The sequence below is a fragment of the Streptococcus sp. 11-4097 genome, assembly GCF_018215285.2.
GTDB lineage: Bacteria > Bacillota > Bacilli > Lactobacillales > Streptococcaceae > Streptococcus.
Genome location: NZ_CP185262.1, coordinates 1940655 through 1957856, shown reverse-complemented (window position 1 = coordinate 1957856; position 17202 = coordinate 1940655). Strand labels below are relative to the sequence as shown.

The 17202-nt window shown below is 41.1% G+C and carries 27 protein-coding genes; all 27 read left to right on the top strand.

Going from position 1 to position 17202, the window contains the following annotated elements; all coding sequences use genetic code 11:
• Positions 1–8 precede the first annotated feature (8 nt).
• The 27 genes from KB197_RS09700 (at position 9) to rpmD (ending at position 17169) form a co-directional block, all read left to right on the top strand.
• A complete protein-coding gene (locus KB197_RS09700; RefSeq protein WP_033682416.1) occupies positions 9–473 on the top strand; it encodes an SP_0198 family lipoprotein in 465 nt (154 codons plus the stop codon).
• A 254-nt stretch (positions 474–727) separates the two neighbouring features.
• Entirely contained in the window at positions 728–2260 is a 1533-nt protein-coding gene (gene cls, locus KB197_RS09695) for a cardiolipin synthase (RefSeq protein WP_070528556.1), read from the top strand.
• A gap of 254 nt (positions 2261–2514) precedes the next feature.
• The gene (locus tag KB197_RS09690) at positions 2515–4065 is read left to right on the top strand and encodes a damage-inducible protein CinA (RefSeq protein ID WP_212573986.1); all 1551 of its coding nucleotides are present in this window, start codon (positions 2515–2517) and stop codon (positions 4063–4065) included.
• A 119-nt stretch (positions 4066–4184) separates the two neighbouring features.
• Complete coding sequence (nrdD, locus tag KB197_RS09685; RefSeq protein WP_212573987.1) at positions 4185–6392, top strand: anaerobic ribonucleoside-triphosphate reductase; 2208 nt, start codon at positions 4185–4187, stop codon at positions 6390–6392.
• 11 nt (positions 6393–6403) lie between these two features.
• Positions 6404–6544 carry a hypothetical protein gene (locus KB197_RS09680; RefSeq protein WP_212573988.1) on the top strand — a complete coding sequence of 47 codons (141 nt, stop codon included), beginning with the start codon at positions 6404–6406 and terminating at the stop codon, positions 6542–6544.
• Positions 6545–6587: 43 nt separating this feature from the next.
• Positions 6588–7094 carry a GNAT family N-acetyltransferase gene (locus tag KB197_RS09675; RefSeq protein WP_212573989.1) on the top strand — a complete coding sequence of 169 codons (507 nt, stop codon included), beginning with the start codon at positions 6588–6590 and terminating at the stop codon, positions 7092–7094.
• A complete protein-coding gene (nrdG, locus tag KB197_RS09670) occupies positions 7087–7677 on the top strand; it encodes an anaerobic ribonucleoside-triphosphate reductase activating protein (protein ID WP_081509304.1) in 591 nt (196 codons plus the stop codon). The genes KB197_RS09675 and nrdG overlap by 8 nt, the downstream gene beginning before the upstream one ends.
• A 253-nt stretch (positions 7678–7930) precedes the next feature.
• Positions 7931–8239 carry a 30S ribosomal protein S10 gene (rpsJ, locus tag KB197_RS09665; protein WP_001284513.1) on the top strand — a complete coding sequence of 103 codons (309 nt, stop codon included), beginning with the start codon at positions 7931–7933 and terminating at the stop codon, positions 8237–8239.
• Between the two features lie 81 nt (positions 8240–8320).
• The gene (gene rplC, locus KB197_RS09660; protein WP_000160197.1) at positions 8321–8947 is read left to right on the top strand and encodes a 50S ribosomal protein L3; all 627 of its coding nucleotides are present in this window, start codon (positions 8321–8323) and stop codon (positions 8945–8947) included.
• Between the two features lie 24 nt (positions 8948–8971).
• A complete protein-coding gene (rplD, locus tag KB197_RS09655) occupies positions 8972–9595 on the top strand; it encodes a 50S ribosomal protein L4 (RefSeq protein ID WP_000024537.1) in 624 nt (207 codons plus the stop codon).
• Complete coding sequence (locus KB197_RS09650) at positions 9595–9891, top strand: 50S ribosomal protein L23 (protein ID WP_001055347.1); 297 nt, start codon at positions 9595–9597, stop codon at positions 9889–9891. Before rplD ends, KB197_RS09650 begins: the two co-directional genes overlap by 1 nt.
• Before the next feature lie 17 nt (positions 9892–9908).
• On the top strand, positions 9909–10742 hold the full coding sequence (gene rplB, locus KB197_RS09645; RefSeq protein ID WP_000512911.1) for a 50S ribosomal protein L2: 834 nt from the start codon (positions 9909–9911) through the stop codon (positions 10740–10742).
• A gap of 103 nt (positions 10743–10845) precedes the next feature.
• Positions 10846–11127 (top strand): 30S ribosomal protein S19, encoded by a 282-nt coding sequence (gene rpsS / locus KB197_RS09640; RefSeq protein WP_000533766.1) that lies wholly within the window; start codon positions 10846–10848, stop codon positions 11125–11127.
• 11 nt (positions 11128–11138) lie between these two features.
• Positions 11139–11483 carry a 50S ribosomal protein L22 gene (gene rplV, locus KB197_RS09635; protein WP_000818137.1) on the top strand — a complete coding sequence of 115 codons (345 nt, stop codon included), beginning with the start codon at positions 11139–11141 and terminating at the stop codon, positions 11481–11483.
• Between the two features lie 12 nt (positions 11484–11495).
• Positions 11496–12149 carry a 30S ribosomal protein S3 gene (gene rpsC / locus KB197_RS09630; RefSeq protein WP_000529936.1) on the top strand — a complete coding sequence of 218 codons (654 nt, stop codon included), beginning with the start codon at positions 11496–11498 and terminating at the stop codon, positions 12147–12149.
• A gap of 3 nt (positions 12150–12152) precedes the next feature.
• A complete protein-coding gene (gene rplP, locus KB197_RS09625) occupies positions 12153–12566 on the top strand; it encodes a 50S ribosomal protein L16 (protein WP_000960946.1) in 414 nt (137 codons plus the stop codon).
• Positions 12567–12575: 9 nt separating this feature from the next.
• Positions 12576–12782, top strand: a complete 207-nt coding sequence (rpmC, locus tag KB197_RS09620) for a 50S ribosomal protein L29 (RefSeq protein ID WP_000772918.1) — start codon at positions 12576–12578, stop codon at positions 12780–12782.
• 24 nt (positions 12783–12806) lie between these two features.
• Positions 12807–13067, top strand: coding sequence for a 30S ribosomal protein S17 (gene rpsQ, locus KB197_RS09615; protein ID WP_000440801.1), 261 nt, complete (start codon positions 12807–12809; stop codon positions 13065–13067).
• Positions 13068–13092: 25 nt separating this feature from the next.
• The gene (rplN, locus tag KB197_RS09610; RefSeq protein WP_000616545.1) at positions 13093–13461 is read left to right on the top strand and encodes a 50S ribosomal protein L14; all 369 of its coding nucleotides are present in this window, start codon (positions 13093–13095) and stop codon (positions 13459–13461) included.
• 78 nt (positions 13462–13539) lie between these two features.
• Entirely contained in the window at positions 13540–13845 is a 306-nt protein-coding gene (rplX, locus tag KB197_RS09605; RefSeq protein WP_000497691.1) for a 50S ribosomal protein L24, read from the top strand.
• Between the two features lie 23 nt (positions 13846–13868).
• Positions 13869–14411, top strand: coding sequence for a 50S ribosomal protein L5 (gene rplE, locus KB197_RS09600; RefSeq protein ID WP_000013542.1), 543 nt, complete (start codon positions 13869–13871; stop codon positions 14409–14411).
• 17 nt (positions 14412–14428) lie between these two features.
• Positions 14429–14614: a type Z 30S ribosomal protein S14 gene (locus tag KB197_RS09595; RefSeq protein WP_001085697.1), complete on the top strand. Its 186-nt coding sequence runs from the start codon at positions 14429–14431 to the stop codon at positions 14612–14614.
• A 284-nt stretch (positions 14615–14898) separates the two neighbouring features.
• Entirely contained in the window at positions 14899–15297 is a 399-nt protein-coding gene (rpsH, locus tag KB197_RS09590; protein ID WP_000245504.1) for a 30S ribosomal protein S8, read from the top strand.
• Positions 15298–15484: 187 nt separating this feature from the next.
• Positions 15485–16021 carry a 50S ribosomal protein L6 gene (gene rplF / locus KB197_RS09585; protein WP_212573990.1) on the top strand — a complete coding sequence of 179 codons (537 nt, stop codon included), beginning with the start codon at positions 15485–15487 and terminating at the stop codon, positions 16019–16021.
• An 83-nt stretch (positions 16022–16104) separates the two neighbouring features.
• On the top strand, positions 16105–16461 hold the full coding sequence (gene rplR / locus KB197_RS09580; protein WP_000624044.1) for a 50S ribosomal protein L18: 357 nt from the start codon (positions 16105–16107) through the stop codon (positions 16459–16461).
• Between the two features lie 17 nt (positions 16462–16478).
• Positions 16479–16973 (top strand): 30S ribosomal protein S5, encoded by a 495-nt coding sequence (gene rpsE, locus KB197_RS09575; protein ID WP_000874202.1) that lies wholly within the window; start codon positions 16479–16481, stop codon positions 16971–16973.
• Between the two features lie 13 nt (positions 16974–16986).
• Positions 16987–17169: a 50S ribosomal protein L30 gene (gene rpmD / locus KB197_RS09570; protein WP_000057241.1), complete on the top strand. Its 183-nt coding sequence runs from the start codon at positions 16987–16989 to the stop codon at positions 17167–17169.
• Positions 17170–17202 lie beyond the last annotated feature (33 nt).

The window sequence follows — 17202 nt, the reverse complement described above, 5'->3', positions numbered from 1 at the left end:
AATTTATCATGAAATTAAAAAGATTCACACTTTCTCTTGCTTCTCTAGCAAGTCTTAGTCTTTTAGTAGCTTGTTCACAAAGAGCACAACAAGTTCAACAACCAGCAACTCACTCGCAAACACAACAAACTCAGCAATCACAATCTGCTGCTTCATCTTCTACAGAAAATAGCAGCCAGGCAGCAACAAGTTCTTCACAAAATGCTCCTGAGGCTCAACCAACTGATATTGATGGAACCTATACCGGTCAGGACGAGGGAGACCGTATCACTTTAGTGGTAACTGGTACAACGGGCACCTGGACACAGGTAGAAACTGACGGAGATCAAGAAATCAAGCAGGTTAGCTTCGATGCCGCTAATCAACGTATGATTATTGGGGATGATGTCAAGATTTATGCAATCAATGGAAATCAGATGATTATCGACGATATGGATAGAGAAGCGTCTGATCGCATTGTTTTATCAAAATAGACTAGAAGGAGACTGGTTTTGTCAGTCTCTTTTGTTTTTACGCAGAAAAATGATTATAAATACTTGCCTTCTACCGAATACCTGAGTTATACTAGTATCAATTACCTGTTTTTAGCATTCATACTCTTCGAAAATCTCTTCAAACCACGTCAGCTTCCATCTGCAACCTCAAAACAGTGTTTTGAGCAACCTGCGGCTAGCTTCCTAGTTTGCTCTTTGCTTTTCATTGAGTATCAAAATATCAAGGAGGGGATATGAAATATAGAAAATTTCAATTATTAATGTCCAAGTATGGCTTTAGTCTTTCGATTATGCTGCTTGAACTTTCTCTTGTTTTTGGTCTCTTTCTTTACTTAGGGCGTATGGCTCCTATTCTATGGGTTATTGTCTTAATTTTTATGAGTATGGCGACTATTGTCGCAATTGTCAATCGTTCAATGACACCTGATAGTAAAGTAATGTGGTTAGTGGTAACTTTTGTTCCTGTCATCGGACCCTTGCTCTATCTGATGTTTGGTGAAAGGCGATTGTCCAAAAAAGAAATCAAGCAGTTGGACAAACTTGGTTCTATGCATTTTCGGGAGGATAACAGTAAAGCTCTCCGCCAGAAATTGAAGGAAGATGATAAGGCGGCTTACGGAGTTATCAAATCTTTGCTAAGTATGGATAGCAATGCCGATGTCTATGATCGAACAGATTCACAATTCTTTTCTTCGGGTGAAAGCATGTGGCAACATATGTTGGAAGACCTCAAGAAAGCTGAGAAATTTATCTTTCTAGAGTACTATATTGTCGAAGAAGGTTTGATGTGGAATAGCATACTAGATATACTAGAGCAAAAGGCAGCTCAGGGTGTAGAGGTCAAGATGCTCTATGATGATATCGGCTGTATGGCGACTTTGCCTGGAGACTATACTATTCAACTTCGTAGTCGAGGAATTGAAGCCCATAAGTTTAACAAGGTGATTCCTCGTTTGACGGTGGCTTACAACAATCGGGACCATCGTAAAATCCTTGTCATAGATGGTCAGGTAGCCTATACAGGAGGCATTAACTTAGCCGATGAGTACATCAATCATATAGAACGCTTTGGCTATTGGAAGGACAGTGGGATTCGCTTAGATGGCCCTGGTGTCAAGGCTCTAACCCGTCTTTTTTTGATGACTTGGTACATCAATCGTGGGGAAATCAGCGATTTTGACCAGTATCACCTGGAAAATCAGCCTTGTTCTGGCCAAGGGCTCTGCATTCCTTACGGTAGTGGACCCAAGCCCATCTTCCGTACTCAAGTAGGGAAAAAAGTTTATCAAAGTTTGATTAATCAGGCTACTGATTCAGTCTATATCACAACACCCTATTTGATTATTGACTATGATTTAACAGAGAGTATTAAAAATGCAGCCATGAGGGGTGTTGATGTCCGCATCGTGACTCCTTTCATTCCGGATAAAAAATTAATCCAGCTCATAACAAGAGGAGCCTATCCGGATCTTTTGTCAGCAGGAGTCAGGATTTTTGAGTATAGTCCAGGCTTTATCCACAGTAAACAAATCCTAGTGGACAAGGACTTTGCTGCAGTTGGAACGATTAATTTAGATTATAGAAGTTTGCTTCATCACTATGAAGATGCAGTTTTGCTATATAAAACGGCATCAATCACAGAGATTCAAAAAGATTTTGAGGAGATTTTTTCAGTATCTCAAGAAATTTTCCCTCATACGATAAAAAATAGCTGGTATCAAAAATTGATTAAGGAAATTGCCCAGTTATTTGCCCCAATCTTATAAGAAATCTAGGACTTAGGACACAACCCAGTCCTATTTTTCTTGCCTTTTACGAATAGAAAGATAGAGGGGGAATGATGCTGACTCAGAAAGAATTGGATTATATCATGTCATTTAAACAGACGCATTTACACCGATTTCGGGAAATTGAAACCTTTGTGAAACTATGCAAAAAATCACTCAAACAGCCATCGCAAGCTGACAATTTTAGGTCTTTTTGATATACTAAGACAGATAAATTGAATAGGAGAAACGACATGGCTGTATATGGCAGAATCGAAGAAGTATCCGAAACGATACAGAGTAATGACATTGAAAATAGATTGGATAGGAACCTTGAATCTCATGTAGAAAAAGAAGAACAGGTAGCTTTCCCGTTTTTCAGACTCATCATTGGAAGTACGATTGCAACGTTTTTTTCTGTGGTGATACCTTTACTTTTAGATATGGTAAGTCCCTCTCAGGCGCAGGATTTGTATATAGGGTGGGCTTGGCATCAGGGAGGACAGCTCTACAGTAGCTATTATGCTAGTCACGGTCTTATTTATTACTTGCTACTTTACATCACCCAAGGAGGCATTCTTTTTGCCTTGGTAGAATGGCTAGCCCTCTTAGGAGGAGGTTATTTCCTCTTTTCTTCAACTGACTATCTGACGGGACAAAGGGAGCAAGCCAAGCAACTCTTAACCATATTTTATATTTTGGTATCCGGTCTCGGTTTTGGAGGAGGATATGCTACGATTTTAGCTTTGCCATTTCTGTTTGCAGGATTTTCGTTCATAGCAGCTTATCTATCAAATCCTAACCATGACAAGGGATTTCTACGTCTGGGGATTTTCTTGGCCCTATCATTTTTCATAGAGCCTCTTACAAGTCTTTTCTTTATTGCAGTAGTAACGATTGGTTTATTTGTCTTTAATGTTGGGCATGGCCGCCTTGCTCATGGAGTTTATCAGTTTTTTGCAGCAGCACTTGGCTTTTCTCTCATCTTTTACCCAGTAGGATATTATGTTCTTGCTTCAGGTGGTTTTGGAGAGGCTCTAGGGAGTCTTTTATATCCGATTGATTCCCTTCAGGTCTTGAATCCTCAACTAATGGATAATGTTGTATTCTATGGTTTGTTGACCTTTGGTTTAGGAGCTCTCTTCCTTGTTTTTCTAGGATTGTTCCAATCAAAGGCATCAAGATTATATGTTATTTCAGTACCAGCTAGTTTTACTTTCTTATTTGTATTAGCCTTGTTGCTTTTTTCTCAAGAACCTCTTCACGGTTCGCGTTTGATTCTAATCCTTCCATTTTTACTCCTTCTTTTGATGACCAGTATTCGTGGGAAACATTCAGCTAGAGGAGCTCGTCGTCGGAGAAGAGAGGAAGTTCCTACTCTATGGAAAAAATTCATGAAAGGGAATCTCTACTTACCGATCCTAGTGGTGGTTTATCTGATTGCAATTCCTTTTGTAGCTCGTTTTGTCTTGCATCCAGCTTCTTATAGAGAACAACATCAATTAGTAGACATAGTCAAACAAGAGACGAGTGATGGTGACCAAATCTATATTTGGGATTCATATGTTCAAATGTATAAAGAAAGCCAGCGTTTGGCTGGATCCATGTTCCTATCACCTCTTCTTTACACGAGTACAGAAGAGAATAAAACTAGTTTAATCAATGACTTGAAAGAAAACCAACCTAAGGTGATTGTGGTAAACGACAAGGTGGCTCTCTGGTCTGAGGCGGAGACACTCTTGAAAGAAAATTACCAACAAGTAAAGACTGATTACTCAGAGTTTAAAGTCTATAAAATTAAATAATCGAATCAATATCTTGTGTATTTTTAAAATTTTTAGGATTTTTACCACAAGATATTGATTTTTCTTTTTAGAGTGGTATAATACTTTTTAGAAAGAACATTTTAGAAAAGAGCATGCATATGATTGCACTAGAAGAAAAAATTATAACCTTACCAACTCTCTTCGTTGAAAAACGAGATGGGAGACGTGTTGTATTTGATGTGGACAAGATTGACAAGGCTCTCCACAAGGCGGCAGACAAGGTTATGGATGTGACACCCTTGGTTGAAAAGCGCCTAAATGCTCTGACCGAGCGAATTGTCACAGAAATTCATAGTCGCTTTCCGCAGGGGGTTAAGATTTACGAAATCCAAAATATTGTAGAACATGAACTCCTTGAAGCCAAAGAATATGCGCTGGCTGAGGAGTATATTACTTATCGAACACAGAGGGATTTTGAGCGCTCAAAAGCGACAGATATTAACTTTAGTATCCACAAACTTCTCAATAAAGATCAAGCAGTTGTCAATGAAAATGCCAATAAAGACAGTGATGTCTTTAACACTCAGCGTGATTTGACAGCAGGGATTGTTGGAAAATCAATCGGGTTGCAAATGCTTCCTAAGCACGTAGCCAATGCCCACCAAAAGGGGGATATCCACTATCATGATTTGGACTACAGCCCCTACACCCCTATGACCAACTGCTGTTTGATTGATTTTAAAGGGATGTTGGAAAATGGTTTTAAAATTGGAAATGCAGAGGTAGAAAGTCCCAAGTCTATTCAGACTGCGACAGCTCAGATTTCCCAAATCATCGCCAACGTTGCTTCTAGCCAGTATGGAGGCTGTTCAGCTGACCGTATCGATGAGGTCTTGGCGCCTTATGCAGAGAAGAATTATCAAAAACATCTCAAAGATGCGGAAGAATGGGTCTTGCCTGAAAAACGGGAAGATTATGCCTGGAAGAAAACGCAAAAAGACATCTATGATGCCATGCAATCTCTTGAGTATGAAATCAATACTCTCTTCACTTCAAATGGCCAAACGCCCTTTACTTCATTAGGTTTTGGTCTAGGAACTAGTCGTTTTGAACGGGAAATTCAAAAAGCTATCTTGACCATTCGGATCAAGGGGCTTGGTTCAGAACACCGTACGGCCATCTTCCCTAAACTCATCTTTACGCTTAAAAGAGGTCTTAACTTGGAAGAAGGGACTCCAAACTACGACATTAAGCAGTTGGCCCTAGAGTGCGCAAGCAAACGGATGTACCCAGATGTCTTGTCCTATGATAAGATTGTTGACTTGACAGGTTCTTTCAAGGTACCTATGGGTTGCCGTTCTTTCCTCCAAGGATGGAAGGATGAAAGTGGTGTAGAAGTCAACTCAGGTCGGATGAATCTAGGTGTTGTGACGGTTAATCTGCCTCGAATTGCTCTCGAGTCTGAGGGCGACATGAATAAGTTCTGGGAAATCTTCAACGAGCGTATGAATATCGCAGAAGATGCTCTGGTTTACCGTATCGAACGTACTAAAGAGGCGACACCAGCCAATGCTCCTATCCTCTATCAGTACGGTGCTTTTGGCCATCGTCTAGGTAAAGAAGAAAGTGTTGACCAGCTCTTTAAGAATCGTCGTGCAACCGTTTCGCTGGGTTACATCGGTTTATACGAAGTGGCAACTGTCTTCTTTGGAAATAGCTGGGAACACAATCCAGACGCCAAGGAATTCACGCTGGATATCATTCGTGATATGAAACGCCGTGTAGAAGAGTGGTCGGATCAATATGGTTACCATTTCTCAATTTATTCAACACCATCTGAAAGTCTGACAGACCGTTTCTGCCGACTAGATACAGAGAAGTTTGGCTCTATTCCTGATATCACAGACAAGGAATACTACACCAATTCTTTCCATTATGATGTTCGTAAAAATCCAACACCGTTTGAAAAATTAGACTTTGAGAAAGTCTATCCAGAAGCAGGTGCGTCAGGTGGTTTCATCCATTATTGTGAGTATCCAGTTCTTCAGCAAAATCCAAAAGCCTTGGAAGCTGTCTGGGACTATGCCTATGACCGTGTGGGTTATCTGGGGACCAATACTCCGATTGACCGTTGCTACAAGTGTGACTTTGAAGGGGATTTTGAACCAACTGAAAGAGGATTTGCTTGCCCTAACTGTGGAAATAGCGACCCTAAAACAGTAGATGTTGTTAAACGAACTTGTGGCTATCTAGGTAATCCTCAAGCGAGACCTATGGTCAACGGCCGTCACAAGGAAATCGCTGCGCGTGTCAAACATATGAATGGCTCAACGATTAAAATAGCTGGCCATCAAGTAACAAATTAGAAAGAAATGAAATGGGAAAATATCAATTAGACGATAAGGGGCGTGCACAAGTGACCCGTTATCACGAGAAACACTCTAAAGGTGGAGCTGGTAAGAAAGAACGTTTGCTCAACCTCAGAGAACAATTTTTAAACAAGAACAAGAAACAATAAAAGTGAGAGTCAACTCTCGCTTTTCTCTTAGTGGGAGGTAAGGATGGAACTACGCAGACCAAGATTAGCAGATAAAGAAACAGTTTTAGAGATGATGGCAGAGTTTGAAAAGAGCCAATCAGCCCATGATGGAGGCTTTTGGGATACAGAGAATTTTTACTATGAAGACTGGTTAGAAAGCAATCAGAATCAGGAAATGGGGATTAATCTGCCTGAAGGATGGGTCCCAGCAATTCAGTTAGTAGCTTTTTCCGAGAAAGGTCAAGCACTTGGATTCCTTAGTCTCCGCTTGCGCCTCAGTAACTTTCTATTAGAAGAAGGAGGCCACATCGGTTATTCCGTCCGTCCATCTGAAAGAGGTAAGGATTATGCCAAAGAATCCCTCCGACAAGGTCTGCAAGTTGTCAAGGAGAAGAACATCAAGAAAGCTCTTGTGACTTGTAGCGTGAATAATCCTGCTAGTAGAGCAGTCATTCTAGCAAATGGAGGTCTCATTGAGGATGTTCGTAATGGAGTCGAGCGTTATTGGATAGAGGTAGCGAATGAATAATCCAAAACCACAAGAATGGAAAAGCGAGGAACTCAGTCAAGGGCGTATCATTGACTACAAGGCCTTTAATTTTGTAGATGGAGAAGGAGTGCGCAACTCTCTCTATGTATCGGGTTGCATGTTTCACTGCGAGGGATGTTATAATGTTGCGACTTGGTCTTTCAATGCTGGCATTCCATACACTGCAGAGCTAGAAGAACAGATCATGGCAGATCTTGCTCAGCCCTATGTTCAAGGCTTGACTTTGCTAGGAGGAGAGCCTTTTCTCAATACGGGCATTCTCTTGCCTCTTGTTAAACGCATCCGAAAGGAATTGCCAGACAAAGATATCTGGTCCTGGACGGGATACACTTGGGAAGAAATGATGCTGGAGACCTCAGATAAATTGGAACTCTTATCACTGATTGACATTCTCGTCGATGGAAGGTATGATCGAACTAAGAGAAATCTTATGCTTCAGTTTCGAGGTTCTTCCAATCAACGAATTATCGATGTGCAAAAATCCCTCAAAAGTGGGCAAGTAGTGATTTGGGACAAGCTTAATGACGGAAAAGAAAGCTATGAGCAGGTGAAGAGAGAGTAACTTTCTTCCATAAAATACTTAAATAAATGACCTGTCAAAAAAGAAAACAGTTTCATTGTAAAAAAACGAAAAAACAGCAACAAATCCCTTGCAATCGCAGGGGCTTTGTGTTATTCTATTATGGTGCTGTAAATTACAGCTTTAGCTTTGATGCAAGAGGTTGCGACACGCTCGGTTGCATTGCCACGCAACACCGCGTCGGTTTTCTTGTGGAGCTAGCCTATTATCTTAAATAGACGAAAAGGAGAAAAAGATGGCAAACAAAAAAATCCGTATCCGTTTGAAAGCTTACGAACACCGTACGCTTGACACAGCGGCTGCAAAAATCGTAGAATCAGCTACTCGTACAGGTGCACAAGTTGCGGGTCCAATCCCACTTCCAACTGAACGTAGCCTCTACACAATTATTCGTGCGACTCACAAATACAAAGACTCTCGCGAACAATTTGAAATGCGTACACACAAACGTTTGATCGATATCGTTAACCCAACTCAAAAAACAGTTGATGCCTTGATGAAATTGGATCTTCCAAGTGGTGTAAACGTAGAAATCAAACTTTAATCTAAAGCTTGATCCTTGAGCATAAAAAACGCTCGTTAAAAACTTTTTGAATAAAAAATATAGAAAAGGAACTATTTTCTCATGACAAAAGGAATCTTAGGGAAAAAAGTGGGAATGACTCAAATCTTCACTGAAGCTGGCGAATTGATCCCTGTAACAGTTATTGAAGCAACACCAAACGTTGTTCTTCAAGTTAAAACTGTTGAAACAGACGGATATAACGCTATCCAAGTTGGTTTCGATGACAAACGCGAAGTATTGAGCAACAAACCTGCTAAAGGACATGTAGCGAAAGCTAACACGGCTCCTAAGCGCTTCATTCGTGAATTCAAAAACGTTGAAGGCTTGGAAGTTGGTGCTGAAATCACAGTTGAAACATTCGCAGCTGGAGACGTTGTTGACGTAACTGGTACTTCTAAAGGTAAAGGTTTCCAAGGTGTTATCAAACGCCACGGACAATCACGTGGACCAATGGCTCACGGTTCTCGTTACCACCGTCGTCCAGGTTCAATGGGACCTGTTGCACCTAACCGTGTATTCAAAGGTAAAAACCTTGCAGGACGTATGGGTGGCGACCGTGTAACAATTCAAAACCTTGAAGTTGTACAAGTTGTTCCAGAAAAGAACGTTATCCTTATCAAAGGTAACGTACCAGGTGCTAAGAAATCTCTTATCACTATCAAATCAGCAGTTAAAGCTGGTAAATAATAAAGAAAGGGGAAATCAGTCACAATGGCAAACGTAACATTATTTGACCAAACTGGTAAAGAAGCTGGCCAAGTTGTTCTTAACGATGCAGTATTTGGTATCGAACCAAATGAATCAGTTGTGTTTGATGTGATCATCAGCCAACGCGCAAGCCTTCGTCAAGGGACACACGCTGTTAAAAACCGCTCTGCAGTATCAGGTGGTGGACGCAAACCATGGCGTCAAAAAGGAACTGGACGTGCTCGTCAAGGTTCTATCCGCTCACCACAATGGCGTGGTGGTGGTGTTGTCTTCGGACCAACTCCACGTTCATACGGCTACAAACTTCCACAAAAAGTTCGTCGCCTAGCTCTTAAATCAGTTTACTCTGAAAAAGTTGCTGAAAACAAATTCGTAGCTGTAGACGCTCTTTCATTTACAGCTCCAAAAACTGCTGAATTTGCAAAAGTTCTTGCAGCATTGAGCATCGATTCTAAAGTTCTTGTTATCCTTGAAGAAGGAAATGAATTCGCAGCTCTTTCAGCTCGTAACCTTCCAAACGTGAAAGTTGCAACTGCTACAACTGCAAGTGTTCTTGACATCGCAAATAGCGACAAACTTCTTGTCACACAAGCAGCTATCTCTAAAATCGAGGAGGTTCTTGCATAATGAATTTGTATGATGTTATCAAAAAACCTGTAATCACTGAAAGCTCAATGGCTCAACTTGAAGCAGGAAAATATGTATTTGAAGTTGACACTCGTGCACACAAACTTTTGATCAAGCAAGCTGTTGAAGCTGCTTTCGAAGGTGTTAAAGTTGCCAATGTTAACACAATCAACGTAAAACCAAAAGCTAAACGTGTTGGACGTTACACTGGTTTTACTAACAAAACTAAAAAAGCTATCATCACACTTACAGCTGATTCAAAAGCAATCGAGTTGTTTGCTGCTGAAGCTGAATAATCTAAGGAGGAAATATCGTGGGAATTCGTGTTTATAAACCAACAACAAACGGTCGCCGTAATATGACTTCTTTGGATTTCGCTGAAATCACAACAAGCACTCCTGAAAAATCATTGCTTGTTGCATTGAAGAGCAAGGCTGGTCGTAACAACAACGGTCGTATCACTGTTCGTCACCAAGGTGGTGGACACAAACGTTTCTACCGTTTGGTTGACTTCAAACGTAACAAAGACAACGTTGAAGCAGTTGTTAAAACTATCGAGTACGATCCAAACCGTTCTGCAAACATCGCTCTTGTACACTACACTGACGGTGTGAAAGCATACATCATCGCTCCAAAAGGTCTTGAAGTAGGTCAACGTATCGTTTCAGGTCCAGAAGCAGATATCAAAGTCGGAAATGCTCTTCCACTTGCTAACATCCCAGTTGGTACTTTGATCCACAACATCGAGTTGAAACCGGGTCGTGGTGGTGAATTAGTACGTGCTGCTGGAGCATCTGCTCAAGTATTGGGTTCTGAAGGTAAATACGTACTTGTTCGTCTTCAATCAGGTGAAGTTCGTATGATTCTTGGAACTTGCCGTGCTACAGTTGGTGTTGTCGGAAACGAACAACATGGACTTGTAAACCTTGGTAAAGCAGGACGTAGCCGTTGGAAAGGTATCCGCCCAACAGTTCGTGGTTCTGTAATGAACCCTAACGATCACCCACACGGTGGTGGTGAAGGTAAAGCACCAGTTGGTCGTAAAGCACCATCTACTCCATGGGGCAAACCTGCTCTTGGTCTTAAAACTCGTAACAAGAAAGCGAAATCTGACAAACTTATCGTTCGTCGTCGCAACGAGAAATAATATTAAACTAGTCGCTTAAACAACTAGTAAATCCGCCAGCTCGGTAGCGCTCCATGTGAGCGCAAGCCGCTGTGGTACAACATTTAAAGGAGAAAATATAAAAATGGGACGCAGTCTTAAAAAAGGACCTTTCGTCGATGAGCATTTGATGAAAAAAGTTGAAGCTCAAGCTAACGACGAAAAGAAAAAAGTTATTAAAACTTGGTCACGTCGTTCAACGATCTTCCCAAGTTTCATTGGTTACACTATTGCAGTTTATGACGGACGTAAACACGTACCTGTTTACATCCAAGAAGACATGGTAGGTCACAAGCTTGGTGAATTTGCACCAACTCGTACTTACAAAGGTCACGCTGCAGACGACAAGAAAACACGTAGAAAATAAGGAGAACATAAATGGCAGAAATTACTTCAGCTAAAGCAATGGCTCGTACAGTACGTGTTTCACCTCGTAAATCACGTCTTGTTCTTGATAACATCCGTGGTAAAAGCGTAGCCGATGCAATCGCAATCTTGACATTCACTCCAAACAAAGCTGCTGAAATCATCTTGAAAGTTTTGAACTCAGCTGTAGCTAACGCTGAAAACAACTTTGGTTTGGATAAAGCTAACTTGGTAGTATCTGAAGCATTCGCAAACGAAGGACCAACTATGAAACGTTTCCGTCCACGTGCGAAAGGTTCAGCTTCACCAATCAACAAACGTACAGCTCACATCACTGTAGCTGTTGCAGAAAAATAAGGAGGTAAAATCGTGGGTCAAAAAGTACATCCAATTGGTATGCGTGTCGGCATCATCCGTGATTGGGATGCCAAATGGTATGCTGAAAAAGAATACGCGGATTACCTTCATGAAGATCTTGCAATCCGTAAATTCGTTCAAAAAGAACTTGCTGACGCAGCAGTTTCAACTATCGAAATCGAACGCGCAGTAAATAAAGTTAACGTTTCACTTCACACTGCTAAACCAGGTATGGTAATCGGTAAAGGTGGTGCTAACGTTGATGCACTCCGTGCAAAACTTAACAAATTGACTGGAAAACAAGTACACATCAACATCATCGAAATCAAACAACCTGATTTGGATGCTCACCTTGTAGGTGAAGGTATTGCTCGTCAATTGGAGCAACGTGTTGCTTTCCGTCGTGCACAAAAACAAGCAATCCAACGTGCAATGCGTGCTGGAGCTAAAGGAATCAAAACTCAAGTATCAGGTCGTTTGAACGGTGCAGATATCGCCCGTGCTGAAGGATACTCTGAAGGAACTGTTCCACTTCACACACTTCGTGCAGATATCGATTACGCTTGGGAAGAAGCAGATACTACATACGGTAAACTTGGTGTTAAAGTATGGATCTATCGTGGTGAAGTTCTTCCAGCTCGCAAAAACACTAAAGGAGGTAAATAACCAATGTTAGTACCTAAACGTGTTAAACACCGTCGTGAATTCCGTGGAAAAATGCGCGGTGAAGCAAAAGGTGGAAAAGAAGTAGCATTCGGTGAATACGGTCTTCAAGCTACAACTAGCCACTGGATCACTAACCGCCAAATCGAAGCTGCTCGTATCGCCATGACTCGTTACATGAAACGTGGTGGTAAAGTTTGGATTAAAATCTTCCCACACAAATCATACACTGCTAAAGCTATCGGTGTGCGTATGGGATCTGGTAAAGGGGCACCTGAAGGTTGGGTAGCACCAGTTAAACGTGGTAAAGTGATGTTCGAAATTGCTGGTGTATCTGAAGAGATTGCACGCGAAGCGCTTCGTCTTGCTAGCCACAAATTGCCAGTTAAATGTAAATTCGTAAAACGTGAAGCAGAATAAGGAGAAGGCATGAAACTTAATGAAGTAAAAGAATTTGTTAAAGAACTTCGTGGTCTTTCTCAAGAAGAACTCGCGAAGCGCGAAAACGAATTGAAAAAAGAATTGTTTGAACTTCGTTTCCAAGCTGCTACTGGTCAATTGGAACAAACAGCTCGCTTGAAAGAAGTTAAAAAACAAATCGCTCGTATCAAAACAGTTCAATCTGAAGCGAAATAATAGACTAGGGAAGGAGAAATTTCAATGGAACGCAATAATCGTAAAGTTCTTGTTGGACGTGTTGTATCTGACAAAATGGACAAGACAATCACAGTTGTAGTTGAAACAAAACGTAACCACCCAGTCTATGGTAAACGTATTAACTACTCTAAAAAATACAAAGCTCATGATGAAAACAATGTTGCCAAAGAAGGCGATATCGTACGTATCATGGAAACTCGTCCGCTTTCAGCTACAAAACGTTTCCGTCTTGTAGAAGTTGTTGAAGAAGCGGTCATCATCTAATCAAACCTGAAAGGAGAAAACTGAAATGATTCAAACAGAAACTCGTTTGAAAGTCGCAGACAACAGCGGTGCTCGCGAAATCTTGACTATCAAAGTTCTTGGTGGTTCAGGACGTAAATTTGCAAACATCGGTGATGTTATCGTGGCATCTGTAAAACAAGCTACTCCTGGTGGTGCGGTTAAAAAAGGTGACGTTGTTAAAGCAGTTATCGTTCGTACTAAATCAGGTGCTCGTCGTGCTGATGGTTCATACATCAAATTTGACGAAAACGCAGCAGTTATCATCCGTGAAGACAAAACTCCTCGCGGAACACGTATCTTTGGCCCAGTTGCACGTGAATTGCGTGAAGGTGGCTTCATGAAGATCGTGTCACTTGCTCCAGAAGTACTTTAATTTTTAGAAACAAACTAGTCCCCTGGATTTACCTCCAGGGTGCCCTTATGGGCGTAAGAAAAATCAAGGAGAAACCTAATGTTTGTAAAAAAAGGCGACAAAGTTCGCGTAATCGCTGGTAAAGATAAGGGAACAGAAGCTGTTGTCCTTACTGCCCTTCCAAAAGTAAACAAAGTTATCGTTGAAGGTGTTAACATCGTTAAGAAACACCAACGTCCAACTAACGAGCTTCCTCAAGGTGGTATCATCGAGAAAGAAGCAGCTATCCACGTATCAAACGTTCAAGTTTTGGACAAAAATGGTGTAGCTGGTCGTGTTGGTTACAAATTTGTAGACGGTAAAAAAGTTCGCTACAACAAAAAATCAGGCGAAGTGCTTGATTAATCACGAAGGAAAGGAGAAGTATAATGGCAAATCGTTTAAAAGAAAAATATCTTAATGAAGTAGTTCCTGCTTTGACAGAACAATTCAACTACTCATCAGTGATGGCTGTGCCTAAAGTAGATAAGATCGTTTTGAACATGGGTGTTGGTGAAGCTGTTTCAAACGCAAAAAGCCTTGAAAAAGCTGCTGAAGAATTGGCACTTATCTCAGGTCAAAAACCACTTATCACTAAAGCTAAAAAATCAATCGCCGGCTTCCGTCTTCGTGAAGGTGTTGCGATCGGTGCAAAAGTTACCCTTCGTGGTGAACGTATGTACGAATTCTTGGATAAATTGGTTTCAGTTTCACTTCCACGTGTACGTGACTTCCATGGTGTTCCAACAAAATCATTTGACGGACGCGGAAACTACACACTTGGTGTGAAAGAACAATTGATTTTCCCAGAAATCAACTTCGATGACGTTGACAAAACTCGTGGTCTTGACATCGTTATCGTAACAACTGCTAACACTGACGAAGAGTCACGTGCATTGCTTACAGGCCTTGGAATGCCTTTTGCAAAATAATATAGGAGGTAAATCTAATGGCTAAAAAATCAATGATTGCTAAGAACAAACGTCCAGCGAAGTTCTCTACTCAAGCTTATACTCGTTGTGAAAAATGTGGTCGTCCACATTCAGTTTACCGCAAATTTAAACTTTGCCGTGTTTGCTTCCGTGAATTAGCTTACAAAGGACAAATTCCTGGTGTAACAAAAGCATCTTGGTAATTTAAGATATCAAGGGCGTCAAAACTCCAAGTGAAAATGGGAAACTTGACGAAGAAACTGAAGTTTCTAGGAAAGTTTGTCTTTTTCACACAGAGTTTAGCCCGGGTTCAGTTGGACTTGCCAATTTGAACACGAGCTACAGCTTTAGCAAAAAAGACCAATTCGCTTTGGAGCATCGCTCCTGCATCAAATTGCCTATTTTTGCTCTTGCTGTTACGCTCTTTGTATCATGTATTAACTAGCAAGTGCAACTTGCAAACTACTAGTAAGAGGAGAAAAACAAAATGGTTATGACTGACCCAATCGCAGACTTCCTAACTCGTATTCGTAACGCTAACCAAGCTAAACACGAAGTACTTGAAGTACCTGCATCAAACATCAAAAAAGGGATTGCTGAAATCCTTAAACGCGAAGGTTTTGTAAAAAACGTTGAAATCATCGAAGATGACAAACAAGGTATCATCCGTGTATTCCTTAAATACGGACCAAACGGTGAAAAAGTTATCACTAACTTGAAACGTGTTTCTAAACCAGGACTTCGTGTCTACAAAAAACGTGAAGACCTTCCAAAAGTTCTTAACGGACTTGGAATTGCTATCCTTTCAACTTCTGAAGGTTTGCTTACTGATAAAGAAGCACGCCAAAAGAATGTTGGTGGGGAAGTTATCGCTTACGTTTGGTAATATTTAGCTCCCAATTTCTTTGTGACTCTTCGTTATCGTCTCTTGCCTAACCCAAAGTTATGCCTGCGAGACGATGCCTAGATTCACTTTGAAATTGAAACCTAAATGTTCCTTTAAATCGAGAAATCGATTTAACCCCGTGAAAACTGGCCGTTCTGGCCTGACAATCTAACAGGAGAAAATAAACATGTCACGTATTGGTAATAAAGTTATCGTGTTGCCTGCTGGTGTTGAACTCACTAACAATAACAACGTTGTAACTGTAAAAGGACCTAAAGGAGAACTTACTCGTGAGTTCTCAAAAGATATTGAAATCCGTGTGGAAGGTACTGAAGTAACTCTTCACCGTCCAAACGATTCAAAAGAAATGAAAACTATCCACGGAACTACTCGTGCCCTTTTGAACAACATGGTTGTTGGTGTATCAGAAGGATTCAAGAAAGAACTTGAAATGCGCGGGGTTGGTTACCGTGCACAACTTCAAGGATCTAAACTTGTTTTGGCTGTTGGTAAATCTCATCCAGACGAAGTTGAAGCTCCAGAAGGAATTACTTTTGAACTTCCAAACCCAACAACAATCGTTGTTAGCGGAATTTCAAAAGAAGTAGTTGGTCAAACAGCTGCTTACGTACGTAGCCTTCGTTCACCAGAACCATATAAAGGTAAAGGTATCCGTTACGTTGGTGAATTCGTTCGCCGTAAAGAAGGTAAAACAGGTAAATAATGTTGAGTGGTTGATTCTCAACTACCAACCTATTTTCCAACTTTGTGCATAGCACACGATTTAAAACTAAAGAGGTGAAAACTGTGATTTCAAAACCAGATAAAAACAAACTCCGCCAAAAACGCCACCGTCGCGTTCGCGGAAAACTCTCTGGAACTGCTGATCGCCCACGTTTGAACGTATTCCGTTCTAATACAGGCATCTACGCTCAAGTGATTGATGACGTAGCGGGTGTAACGCTCGCAAGTGCTTCAACTCTTGATAAAGAAGTTTCAAAAGGAACTAAAACTGAACAAGCCGTTGCTGTCGGTAAACTCGTTGCAGAACGTGCAAACGCTAAAGGTATTTCAGAAGTGGTGTTCGACCGCGGTGGATATCTATATCACGGACGTGTGAAAGCTTTGGCTGATGCAGCTCGTGAAAACGGATTGAAATTCTAATAGGAGGACACTAGAAAATGGCATTTAAAGACAATGCAGTTGAATTAGAAGAACGCGTAGTTGCTGTCAACCGTGTTACAAAAGTTGTTAAAGGTGGACGTCGTCTTCGTTTCGCAGCTCTTGTTGTTGTTGGTGACCACAACGGTCGCGTAGGATTTGGTACTGGTAAAGCTCAAGAAGTTCCAGAAGCAATCCGTAAAGCAGTAGATGATGCTAAGAAAAACTTGATCGAAGTTCCTATGGTTGGAACAACAATCCCACACGAAGTTCTTTCAGAATTCGGTGGAGCTAAAGTATTGTTGAAACCTGCTGTAGAAGGTTCTGGAGTTGCCGCTGGTGGTGCAGTTCGTGCCGTTGTGGAATTGGCAGGTGTGGCAGATATTACATCTAAATCACTTGGTTCTAACACTCCAATCAACATTGTTCGTGCAACTGTTGAAGGTTTGAAACAATTGAAACGCGCTGAAGAAGTTGCTGCCCTTCGTGGTATTTCAGTTTCTGATTTGGCATAAGAAAGGGGATAAAATGGCTCAAATTAAAATTACTTTGACTAAGTCTCCAATCGGACGCATTCCATCACAACGTAAAACTGTTGTAGCACTTGGACTTGGCAAATTGAACAGCTCTGTTATTAAAGAAGATAACGCTGCTATCCGTGGTATGATCACTGCAGTATCTCACTTGGTAACAGTTGAAGAAGTAAACTAATGAATTTTTAGGGGATGTGCACTATACCATCCC